Genomic DNA, 11546 nt, shown 5'->3' on the forward strand with positions numbered 1-11546 from the left:
TTGGGTATGCGCATTCGCACCCTGATTGGTGGACTGGTGCTGTTGCTGATGGCAACCGACCTTCATGCCGCCAGCGATGTGCAGAGCGTGCGTCTGTGGCGTGCGCCGGACAACACCCGCCTGGTGTTCGATCTATCCGGCCCGGTCGAGCACAAGATATTCACCCTTACCGCGCCCGATCGGCTGGTCATCGACGTGACTGGCGCGACGCTCAAGGCCGAACTCGACAAGCTGCCGTTGAAGAACACGCCGGTCGCCTCTCTGCGCGCCGGCCAGCACGATGCCGACACACTTCGCGTGGTCGTCGATTTGCATGCGCCGGTAGCGCCGAAGAGCTTCAGTCTGGCGCCCAATCAGCAATACGGTCATCGCCTGGTGGTCGACCTCTTCGATCAGGCGACATCCGCTCGCGCCGCGACCCAGCCGCCAGCCACCGCCACTCCGGCGACACCCGCCGCGCCGGTTTCCCCGACCCTGCCAGCGATGAAGCTGCCGGCTACGGCGAGCAGCAAGCGCGACATCGTGATCGCCATCGACGCCGGTCATGGTGGCGAAGACCCCGGCGCGATTGGCCCCGGCAAGATCTACGAGAAACACGTGGTACTGCAGATTTCCAAGGAACTGCAACGGCAGATCAACGCCGACAAGGGTTTTCGAGCCGAGCTGGTGCGCACCGGCGACTACTTCATCCCGCTGCGCAAACGTACCGAGATCGCGCGCAAGAAGGGCGCCGATCTGTTCGTCTCGATCCATGCCGATGCCGCGCCGCGTTCGGCGGCCTACGGTGCCTCAGTGTTCGCCCTGTCCGACCGCGGCGCCACCTCGGAAACCGCGCGCTGGCTGGCCGACAGCGAGAACCGTTCCGACCTGATTGGCGGTGCCGGCAACGTCAGTCTCGGCGACAAGGACCAGATGCTTGCAGGTGTGCTGCTGGATCTGTCGATGACCGCCTCGTTGTCATCGAGCCTGAATGTCGGGCAGAAAGTATTGAGCAACATGGGGCGCATCACCCCGCTGCACAAGCGGCGAGTCGAGCAGGCGGGCTTCATGGTGCTGAAGTCGCCGGATATTCCGTCGATTCTGGTGGAAACCGGCTTCATCTCGAACCCGTCCGAGGCCAAGAAGCTGCAGACAGCGAGCCACCAGCAGTCGCTGGCGCGCTCGATCCACAGTGGCGTAAGGCAGTTCTTTCATGAGAATCCGCCGCCTGGAACCTATGTGGCCTGGTTGCGGGATTCCGGCAAGATCGCCAGTGCGCCGCGCGAGCACATCGTACGTTCCGGCGAGAGCCTGGCATTGCTCGCCCAGCGCTATCAGGTAAGCCTGACTTCCCTGCGCAGCGCCAACAATCTGCGCAATGATGTGATCAAGATCGGCCAGACGCTGAACATTCCCGCCACCACGCTGGCCTCGCAGCCATGAGCGAGGTGCCGCGCATCCAGCTGCTAAGTCCGCGGCTGGCGAACCAGATTGCCGCCGGCGAGGTGGTGGAACGCCCGGCCTCGGTGATCAAGGAGCTGCTGGAAAACAGTCTGGATTCGGGCGCGCGACGCATCGATGTGGACATCGAGCAGGGCGGGGTCAAGCTGCTGCGAGTGCGCGACGACGGCTGCGGCATTCCGCCGGACGATCTGCCGCTGGCCCTGGCGCGTCACGCCACCAGCAAGATTCGTGATCTGGAAGACCTCGAACGGGTCATGAGTCTGGGTTTTCGGGGCGAAGCGCTGGCTTCGATCAGTTCCGTCTCGCGTCTGACCATGACCTCACGCACCGCCGATGCCAGCGAGGCCTGGCAGGTGGAGACCGAGGGGCGTGAAATGGAAGCGCGGGTACAGCCCGCGGCGCATCCAGTGGGCACCTCGGTGGAGGTGCGCGATCTGTTCTTCAATACGCCGGCGCGACGCAAGTTTCTGCGCACCGAGAAGACCGAATTCGATCACCTTCAGGAAGTCATCAAGCGCCTGGCGCTGGCGCGTTTCGACGTGGCCTTCCATCTGCGCCACAACGGCAAGGTCGTGCTGGCGCTGCACCAGGCCGAAGACGATGCGGCGCGCGCGCGTCGTGTCGCTTCGGTATGCGGGCCGGCGTTCCTCGAGCAGGCGCTGCCCATCGAGATCGAGCGTAACGGCTTGCGACTGTCTGGCTGGGTCGGGCTGCCGACCTTCTCGCGCAGTCAGGCGGACCTGCAGTATTTCTACGTCAACGGGCGCATGGTTCGCGACAAGCTGGTGGCCCATGCGGTACGCCAGGCCTATCGCGATGTGCTGTTCAACGGCCGGCACCCGACATTCGTGCTGTTCCTCGATGTCGACCCGGCGGTGGTGGACGTCAACGTGCACCCGACCAAGCATGAAGTGCGCTTCCGCGACAGCCGCATGGTGCATGACTTCCTTTACGGAACGCTGCATCGCGCGCTGGGGGATGTGCGGCCGGAAGATCAGCTCGCGGCACCGGCCAGCGTCACGCCGATGACGCAGGTTTCCGGACTGGCCGCTGGCGAGTTCGCCGGGCAGAACGAAATGAGTCTGGCGGCCAGCGTGCTTGAGCGGCCCCAGGGTGATACGTCGTCCTGGCGCGGCGCAGGGGCCGGTTATCAGGCGCCACGGCCAGCTTCGGCCGGCTATACCGCCGAAACTCAGGGTGCTTATCGCGAGTTCTTCACGCCGTTGCCCGAAAGCGGTCCCGCGGCACTGCCGGCGAGTCAGGATGACGTGCCGCCGCTGGGGTATGCGCTGGCGCAGCTCAAGGGCGTCTACATCCTCGCCGAAAATGCCCAGGGCATGGTGTTGGTTGACATGCACGCCGCTCACGAACGCATCACCTATGAGCGACTGAAAACCGCCATGGCCAGCGAAGGCTTGCGCGGGCAACCATTGCTGGTGCCTGAGTCGATTGCGCTGAGTCAGCGTGAAGCCGACTGCGCCGAAGAGCACGGGCAATGGTTTCAGATGCTGGGTTTCGAGCTGCAACGACTGGGGCCGGAAACCTTGGCGATTCGACAGATCCCGTCGCTACTCAAGCAGGCCGAAGCGACCCGGCTGGTCCGCGACGTGTTGGCCGATCTGCTTGAGTACGGCACCAGTGACCGTATTCAGGCCCATCTGAACGAGCTGCTGGCGACCATGGCGTGTCATGGCGCAGTGCGCGCCAACCGGCGGCTGACTGTGCGGGAGATGAACGCCTTGCTGCGCGATATGGAACATACCGAGCGCAGCGGGCAGTGCAATCACGGGCGTCCGACCTGGACGCAGCTCGGCATGGACGAACTGGACAAGCTGTTCCTGCGCGGTCGCTGAGTAGCCTTGGCGGCGAGCCGTGCTTGCAGCCGACCGCCTGCCGCCGGAAACTATGCGGCCAAGACCGTCGAGCTTCCTGATGTCCGCTCTCCCTCCTGCCATCTTCCTCATGGGCCCCACTGCGTCGGGCAAGACCGATCTTGCGTTGGAACTGGCGCGCTTGCTGCCCTGCGAGCTGATCAGTGTCGATTCGGCGCTGGTCTATCGCGGCATGGATATCGGCACGGCGAAGCCGTCGGCTGAGGTGTTGGCCGAGTTTCCCCATCGTCTGGTGGACATCCTCGACCCGGCCGAGAGCTACTCGGCTGCAGAGTTCAGCGCAGATGCCCTGGCGGCCATGGCCGAGATCAGCGCGGCTGGCCGAATTCCTCTGCTGGTTGGCGGCACCATGTTGTATTTCAAGGCGTTGCAGGAAGGACTCGCCGATATGCCGGCAGCTGACCCGTTGCTACGTGCCGAGCTCGGGGCGCTGGCCGCGACGCAAGGGTTGCAGGTGCTGCACGATCAGCTGGCCCAGGTGGATCCGGAGTCGGCAGCGCGCATTCATCCTAACGATCCGCAGCGGCTGGTACGCGCACTGGAGGTATATCGCGTCAGCGGCTTGACCATGAGCGAGCACCGCGCCCGACAAAGGTCGCAAAAAGCCGTCGCAGACGCTCCAGGCTCAGGAGTCTTGCCTTATACTGTCGCGCAACTGTGCATCGCCCCCGCACAACGCCACATCCTGCATGAACGCATCGAGAGACGTTTCCTGCACATGGTTGAACAGGGCTTCGTCGAAGAGGTCGAAGCCCTGAGGAATCGGGGTGATCTGCACCTTGGCATGCCGTCGATTCGAGCGGTTGGTTATCGTCAGGTCTGGGAATATCTGGACGGATCATCGACCCGAGAGGAAATGGTGGAGCGCGGCATCATCGCAACCCGACAACTGGCCAAACGGCAGTTCACCTGGTTGCGAAGTTGGGGGGAGATGCACTGGCTGGACAGTTTGTCCCGCGACAATCTGCCGCGCGCATTGAAATACCTGCAATCGCTCTCCATATTGAGCTGACACTGCGAATTGACCGTCTATTCTCAGACAAGTGGATCGTCGGTTGTACTTTTAGAACACTAATGAAAACAGATCCTCTAAGGAGTGCGGCACATGTCAAAAGGGCATTCGCTACAAGACCCTTACCTCAACACACTGCGTAAGGAACGCGTCCCGGTTTCCATCTATCTGGTCAACGGCATCAAGCTGCAGGGCCAGATCGAATCCTTCGACCAGTTCGTCATTCTTCTGAAAAACACCGTCAGCCAGATGGTCTACAAGCACGCCATCTCCACTGTGGTTCCGGGCCGCCCTGTGCGCCTGCCGACCGCTGGTGATGCCGAGCAATCCGAGTCGAGCAACGACTGAGGTAGGTTTCTTTGTTCTTCGAACGTCCCGGTGGTGGTGAGCGGGCTATCCTGGTGCACCTGGACGGCCAGGACCCCGCGGCGCGCGAGGACCCTCAGGAATTCCAGGAGCTGGCGCGCTCGGCAGGCGCCGAGGCGGTTGGCTTCGTTAATGTCGCCCGGCATCAGCCGTCCGCCAAGTTCCTGATCGGCAGTGGCAAGGTCGAGGAGCTGCATGACCTCGTCAAGGATGGCGAGGCCGAGTTGGTGATCTTCAATCACACCCTGACGCCTAGCCAGGAGCGCAACCTCGAGCGAGCGCTCGAATGTCGCGTGCTGGATCGTACCGGTCTGATTCTGGATATCTTCGCCCAGCGCGCGCGCACCCATGAAGGCAAGCTACAGGTCGAACTGGCCCAGCTTGAGCACATGAGTACGCGCCTGGTTCGCGGCTGGACTCACCTTGAGCGACAGAAGGGCGGTATCGGTCTGCGTGGCCCGGGTGAAACTCAGCTGGAAACCGACCGCCGCTTGCTGCGTGTGCGCATCCGGCAAATCAAGCAGCGTCTGGAAAAGGTCCGCGGTCAGCGCGAGCAGGCCCGTCGCGGGCGTCGTCGTGCCGATATACCCTCCGTGTCGCTGGTTGGTTACACCAACGCCGGCAAGTCCACCTTGTTCAATGCGCTGACCGAGTCGGATGTGTACGCGGCCAATCAGCTGTTCGCCACGCTCGATCCGACGTTGCGGCGGCTTGAGCTGGATGATGTCGGGCCGGTGGTGCTGGCCGACACCGTGGGTTTCATCCGTCATCTGCCACACAAGTTGGTGGAGTCCTTCAGGGCTACGCTGGAAGAGTCCAGCAACGCCGATCTTCTCTTGCATGTCATCGATGCGCACGAGCCAGAGCGCGATCAGCAGATCGAGCAGGTGCTGGCGGTGCTCGGTGAGATCGGTGCCAACGAGTTGCCGATGCTCGAGGTCTACAACAAGGTTGACCTGATGGAGGGCATCGAGCCGCAGATTCAGCGCGACGCCGATGGCAAGCCGCAGCGTGTCTGGGTGTCCGCTCGTGATGGATTGGGGCTGGATCTGGTGCGCCAGGCCATTGCCGAGCTGTTGGGCAACGATCTGTTTGTCGGGACGCTGCGCCTGCCGCAGCGGCTCGGGCGGCTGCGGGCGCAGTTCTTCGAGCTCAGCGCGGTGCAGCGGGAAACGCATGATGACGAGGGTGGCAGCCTGCTGGAAGTTCGCTTGCCAAGAATCGAATTGAATCGCTTGATCAGTCGCGAAGGGTTGCGGGTGGATGAGTTCATCGAGCAACACACTTTGCAATAAAGCCTCTAGTGGCAATTTTGCCGGTAGTTCGGGGCTTTCTGTAGCATTGGTGGGCGCGCCGTGGGCGCGCCTTTAGCTTTATTTGAATGGAGAGCGCTATGGCTTGGAATGAGCCGGGTGGCAACTCGAACAACCAGGATCCCTGGGGCAGTGGTGGCGGTGGCCGTCGCGGTGGTGGCGGTGGCGACCAGAAAGGCCCGCCGGATCTCGATGAGGCTTTCCGCAAGCTGCAGGACAGCCTGAACGGCATGTTCGGTGGCAAGAAGCGTGGCGGCGGCAGCAATTTCGGTGGCAGCGGCAAGCGCGGCGGCTTCGGTCTGGTTTGGATTGCCCTGGTCGTGCTGCTGGCTGTCTGGCTGTTCAATGCGATCTATATCGTCGACGAGCAGGAGCAGGCCGTCGTGCTGCGCTTCGGCAAGTATCACGAGACGGTCGGGCCGGGCCTGAACATCTACTTCCCGCCGATCGATCGCAAGTTCCAGGAAAACGTCACCCGCGAGCGTTCTTACAGCAAGCAGGGGCAGATGCTCACCGAGGATGAGAACATCATCGAGGTGCCGCTCACCGTTCAGTACAAGATCAGCAATCTTCAGGCGTTCGTGCTCAATGTCGATCAGCCTGAAGTAAGCCTGCAACATGCGACCGACAGCGCCGTGCGGCATGTGGTGGGTTCGACCGCCATGGATCAGGTGCTGACTGAAGGTCGTGAAGTGATGGCTGGCGAGGTCAAGGAGCGCTTGCAGCGTTTCCTTGACAATTACGCCACAGGTATCGTCGTCACCCAGGTCAACCTGCAGAGCGCAGCTGCGCCGCGTGAGGTGCAGGAAGCGTTCGATGACGTGATTCGCGCGCGTGAAGACGAGCAGCGTGAAAAGAACCAGGCCGAGTCGTACGCCAATGGCGTGATTCCCGAAGCCCGCGGTCAGGCCCAGCGCATGCTGGAAGAAGCCAGTGGTTACCGCGACGCGGTGATTTCCCGCGCTCAGGGTGAGGCGGATCGCTTCAGCAAGCTGGTCGCCGAATATCGCAAGGCGCCGGAAGTGACGCGCGAGCGCCTGTATCTGGAAACCATGCAGGAAGTCATGAGCAATACCAGCAAGGTCATGGTGAGTGGTGACAGCGGGCAGAACCTGCTCTATCTGCCGCTGGACAAGATGATCAACAGTCGTGGTGCGAGCACGCCGGCTCCGGCCGGAGTTGCGTCGGGCGCGGCTACCCAGGGCACACGTCTGCCGCTGGAGCTGGATCCGCGTGAAGTTCGTACGAGGGAGAGCCGCTGATGAGCAATAAATCCCTTACCGCCCTGATCGTGGGCGTTGTGGCGGCAATCGTTCTGTGGAACAGCTTCTACATCGTCTCGCAGACCGAGCGTGCAGTCCTGCTGCGCTTCGGCCGCATCGTCGAGCCTGATGTGAAGCCTGGCCTGCACATGAAGATTCCGTACGTGAACTCGGTGCGCAAATTCGATGCGCGACTGCTGACACTGGATACTACGACTTCCCGTTTCCTGACCCTGGAAAAGAAAGCGCTGATGGTCGACTCCTACGCCAAGTGGCGTGTGGATGATGCCGAGCGCTTCTACACCGCGACCTCGGGGATGAAGCAGATTGCCGATGAGCGCCTGGCTCGCCGTCTGGAGGCGGCGTTGCGTGACCAGTTCGGTAAGCGCACGTTGCACGAGTCCGTGTCCGGTCAGCGTGACGAGCTGATGGCTCAGGTCACAACCAGTCTGAACCGCGCCGCTCAACAGGAGCTGGGCATCGAAGTGGTCGATGTGCGCGTCAAGGGCATTGATCTGCCGCGGGAAGTCAATCGCAGCGTGTTCGAGCGGATGAGCTCTGAGCGTGAGCGTGAGGCTCGTGAGCATCGCGCCAAAGGTAAAGAGCTAGCCGAAGGTATCCGTGCCGACGCCGATCGTCAGCGCCGTGTCCTGCTGGCCGAGGCGTTCCGCGAGGCTGAGGAGCTGCGCGGTGATGGCGATGCTCAGGCTGCTGCCATCTATGCCGCGGCGTATGGTCAGGATCAGGAGTTCTATGCTTTCCATCGCAGTCTGCAGGCTTATCGCGAGAGCTTCTCCAGCAAGGAAGACGTCTTGGTGCTCGATCCGAAGAGCGATTTCTTCCGTTATCTGGAAAAGAGCAACTAGTTGATGGCGAGATGAAGGTTCCCCGGCGGCACGGCCGTGCCGTCGGGTGACCGTTAGAGAAAAGATTGCTATGATCCGCCAGCCGGGAAAATCCCGGCTTTTTTGCGTCTGTGCCCTTGAGGTCGCAGGCTATCCCAGGCATGCAGCGGTCATGCCGATCCCTTCACAGGGCATGGCTCGGATGCCATGGTTCGAATACAACTGCACGCGACCGAAGGCCGGCTAAGGCTGCTGCCGCGGTTTTCGTCTGGGCTTACCGGAACGAGAGGTGATTTCGCGAATGGCAACGGTAGACCGCTGGCTTTTGCCAGATGGCATCGAAGAGGTGCTGCCGCCGGAGGCGGCGCGTATCGAAACGGCGCGTCGGCGCGTGCTGGACCTGTTCCAGTGCTGGGGCTACGAGCTGGTCATCACCCCGCACGTGGAGTTTCTCGAGTCGTTGCTCACCGGTTCCGGGCAGGATCTGGATCTGCGTACGTTCAAGGTCATCGACCCGCTTTCCGGTCGCCAGATGGGGCTGCGGGCTGATATCACGCCACAAGTGGCCCGGGTCGACGCGCATACCCTGCGTCGCGAAGGTCCCAGTCGCCTGTGCTATGCCGGTAGTGTGTTGCATGCCAAGCCGCAGGCGCTTTCCACCTCGCGCAGCCCTATCCAGTTGGGGGCTGAGCTGTATGGTGATGCGTCTGCTGCCAGTGATATCGAGGTCATCAGTCTGATGCTGGAAATGCTCGAGCTTGCCGAGGTGCCGGATGTGCATATGGATCTCGGGCATGTGGGCATCTATCGCGGTCTGGCCAAGGCTGCCGGGCTGAGCGGCGAAGCCGAGCAGCGGTTGTTCGATGCGCTGCAGCGCAAGGCGATGGACGAGATTGCCGAGCAGACTGCTGCGCTCGATCCTGCATTGACCGGCATGCTGCGCGCGCTGGCGCGGCTGTGCGGCGGACGGGAAGTGCTCGATCAGGCGCGTATGGCGCTGGCGGCTGCGCCCGCCGAGGTGCGGGCCGCGCTGGAAACGCTGACGGCCATTGCCGATCAGCTGGCAGCGCGTTATCCGGATGTGCCGCTGTATTTCGATTTGGGCGAGTTGCGTGGCTATCACTACCATACTGGAGTGGTGTTCGCGGTGTTCGTACCCGGCGTCGGTCAGTCGATCGCGCAGGGTGGTCGTTATGACGACATTGGTGCCGACTTCGGTCGCGCACGCCCGGCGACGGGTTTCTCCACCGACCTGAAGACGCTGGTCAGTCTGGGCAGTGCTGATCTTTCCGCGCCTGTGTCGGGCGTTTGGGCGCCGCAAGACGGTGAACCGGGTCTGTGGGATGCGGTCCGTCAGCTGCGGCGTCAGGGTGAGCGCGTGGTGCAAGCCCTTGATGGGCAGTCGCGAGCCGATGCTGCGCAGCTCGGCTGCGACCGGCAATTGCAATTGAAGGATGGTGTTTGGACGGTGGCTTCGCTGGCGTCCTGATGGCTGTGGCGCCGCGCTGCGGCGCTGGCCTGGTTTCGATTATCGCCGGTTGCGACCGGCATGCTTCGCCGAAGAGGACAGAGGGTTATGGGTAAGAACGTCGTGGTCCTGGGCACCCAGTGGGGTGATGAGGGCAAGGGCAAGATCGTCGATCTGCTGACCGATCAGGCGGCTGCCGTCGTGCGTTACCAGGGCGGCCACAATGCCGGGCATACCCTGGTCATCGACGGTGAGAAGACCGTGCTGCACCTGATTCCGTCCGGCATCCTGCGTAACAATGTGCAGTGTCTGATCGGCAACGGCGTGGTGGTCGCTCCCGATGCGCTGCTGCGTGAGATCACCAAGCTGGAAGAAAAGGGCGTGCCGGTACGCGAGCGCCTGCGCATCAGTCCGTCCTGCACGCTGATCCTGCCGTACCACGTGGCGCTGGATCAGGCGCGTGAGGCTTCGCGCTCGGAAGGCAAGATCGGCACGACGGGTCGTGGCATTGGCCCGGCTTACGAGGACAAGGTTGCACGTCGCGGCCTGCGCATTGCTGACCTGTTCAACCCGGAGCGCTTCGCGGTCAAGCTGCGCGAGCTGCTGGAATACCACAACTTCGTGCTGCAGAACTTCTACAAGGTCGAGCCGGTTGATTTCCAGAAGACCCTAGATGAGGCGCTCGGCTATGCGGAAATCCTCAAGCCGTTGATCACCGATGTCACCGCCCGCCTGCACGAGCTGCGCAAGCAGGGTGCCTGCATCATGTTCGAGGGCGCGCAGGGCTCGCTGCTGGACATCGACCATGGCACCTATCCCTACGTTACCAGCTCCAGCACCACTGCCGGCGGCACTGCCACCGGTTCGGGCTTCGGTCCACTGTATCTGGATTACATTCTCGGTATCACCAAGGCATACACCACGCGCGTGGGTTCCGGTCCGTTCCCGACCGAGCTGTTCGATGATATCGGTGCTCGCCTGGCCGAGCGCGGTCACGAGTTCGGTTCCACTACCGGTCGTGCGCGGCGCTGCGGCTGGTTCGATGCAGTGATCCTGCGTCGCGCCATCGAGATCAACAGTATATCCGGCATCTGCCTGACCAAGCTCGACGTGCTCGATGGTCTGGAAACCATCCGCATATGTGTCGGTTACAAGGATCGTAACGGCGATGTTCTGGTTGACGCGCCGACCGATGCGGACAGCTATGACGGCCTGCAGCCGGTATACGAAGAGATGCCGGGCTGGAGCGAGTCGACTGTTGGTGCGAAGACCCTTGATGAGCTGCCCGCCAATGCGCGCGCGTACATCAAGCGTCTCGAGGAGTTGGTCGAGGCGCCGGTGGATATCATCTCCACCGGCCCGGATCGCAACGAAACCATTGTGCTGCGCCATCCTTACGCCTGATCTAGGCTGCAGGTACAAAAAGACCGCCTTCGGGCGGTCTTCTTTTGTCTGGCGTGGCCGGCTATCGAAAGGGGTAGTTCAATCAGTTGCTCGCCGAAACGAAAAAACCGAGCCAAGGCTCGGTTTTTTCTTGAAGAGTGGTGCCCAGGAGAAGACTCGAACTTCCACGGTGTTGCCACCGCTAGGACCTGAACCTAGTGCGTCTACCAATTCCGCCACCTGGGCACATTGCGATGATTGCTCACCGGCTTTTTGCCATTTCACCGATCAGATCGGCCGAAGTCGGCTTCTTCGTCTTGCATGAGACTCGCCATGTCGCAGCGGGTTTCATTTGAATAAGTGGTGCCCAGGAGAAGACTCGAACTTCCACGGTGTTGCCACCGCTAGGACCTGAACCTAGTGCGTCTACCAATTCCGCCACCTGGGCACTAGAAACGATGATACTAAGCCGTTTCCGTGTTACAACGTCTGCCAGACATTGTGGGCGCGAACTATACGGCTGAGGTTTGGCCTTGTAAACCCCTGATGGCGAAAAATAATT

General features: G+C 61.9%; 9 protein-coding genes and 2 tRNA genes. 9 read left to right on the plus strand and 2 right to left on the minus strand.

Annotated elements, in window-relative coordinates:
- Nucleotides 1-6: 6 nt before the first annotated feature.
- From LW136_RS02955 to LW136_RS02995, 9 genes are all read left to right on the plus strand, one after another.
- Nucleotides 7-1422 (plus strand): N-acetylmuramoyl-L-alanine amidase, encoded by a 1416-nt coding sequence (locus LW136_RS02955; protein ID WP_272878031.1) that lies wholly within the window; start codon nucleotides 7-9, stop codon nucleotides 1420-1422.
- Complete coding sequence (mutL, locus tag LW136_RS02960; protein WP_230357749.1) at nucleotides 1419-3296, plus strand: DNA mismatch repair endonuclease MutL; 1878 nt, start codon at nucleotides 1419-1421, stop codon at nucleotides 3294-3296. Before LW136_RS02955 ends, mutL begins: the two co-directional genes overlap by 4 nt.
- A 79-nt stretch (nucleotides 3297-3375) precedes the next feature.
- Nucleotides 3376-4347: a tRNA (adenosine(37)-N6)-dimethylallyltransferase MiaA gene (gene miaA / locus LW136_RS02965; RefSeq protein WP_230357748.1), complete on the plus strand. Its 972-nt coding sequence runs from the start codon at nucleotides 3376-3378 to the stop codon at nucleotides 4345-4347.
- A 93-nt stretch (nucleotides 4348-4440) separates the two neighbouring features.
- Nucleotides 4441-4695: an RNA chaperone Hfq gene (gene hfq, locus LW136_RS02970; protein WP_003298547.1), complete on the plus strand. Its 255-nt coding sequence runs from the start codon at nucleotides 4441-4443 to the stop codon at nucleotides 4693-4695.
- An 11-nt stretch (nucleotides 4696-4706) separates the two neighbouring features.
- Nucleotides 4707-6008, plus strand: coding sequence for a ribosome rescue GTPase HflX (gene hflX, locus LW136_RS02975; protein ID WP_023443674.1), 1302 nt, complete (start codon nucleotides 4707-4709; stop codon nucleotides 6006-6008).
- 98 nt (nucleotides 6009-6106) lie between these two features.
- Nucleotides 6107-7288 (plus strand): FtsH protease activity modulator HflK, encoded by a 1182-nt coding sequence (gene hflK, locus LW136_RS02980; RefSeq protein ID WP_230357747.1) that lies wholly within the window; start codon nucleotides 6107-6109, stop codon nucleotides 7286-7288.
- Entirely contained in the window at nucleotides 7288-8154 is an 867-nt protein-coding gene (hflC, locus tag LW136_RS02985) for a protease modulator HflC (RefSeq protein WP_003298550.1), read from the plus strand. Before hflK ends, hflC begins: the two co-directional genes overlap by 1 nt.
- 280 nt (nucleotides 8155-8434) lie before the next feature.
- A complete protein-coding gene (locus LW136_RS02990; protein ID WP_042928100.1) occupies nucleotides 8435-9622 on the plus strand; it encodes an ATP phosphoribosyltransferase regulatory subunit in 1188 nt (395 codons plus the stop codon).
- Nucleotides 9623-9709: 87 nt separating this feature from the next.
- On the plus strand, nucleotides 9710-11005 hold the full coding sequence (locus LW136_RS02995) for an adenylosuccinate synthase (protein WP_230357746.1): 1296 nt from the start codon (nucleotides 9710-9712) through the stop codon (nucleotides 11003-11005).
- Nucleotides 11006-11143: 138 nt separating this feature from the next.
- Here the strand turns inward: LW136_RS02995 and LW136_RS03000 are convergent.
- Together LW136_RS03000 and LW136_RS03005 are read right to left on the minus strand one after the other, a co-directional pair.
- A tRNA-Leu gene (locus LW136_RS03000) sits at nucleotides 11144-11230 on the minus strand.
- A gap of 115 nt (nucleotides 11231-11345) precedes the next feature.
- A tRNA-Leu gene (locus tag LW136_RS03005) sits at nucleotides 11346-11432 on the minus strand.
- Nucleotides 11433-11546 lie beyond the last annotated feature (114 nt).

It is taken from the genome of Stutzerimonas kunmingensis, from assembly GCF_021432085.1.
Lineage (GTDB): Bacteria > Pseudomonadota > Gammaproteobacteria > Pseudomonadales > Pseudomonadaceae > Stutzerimonas.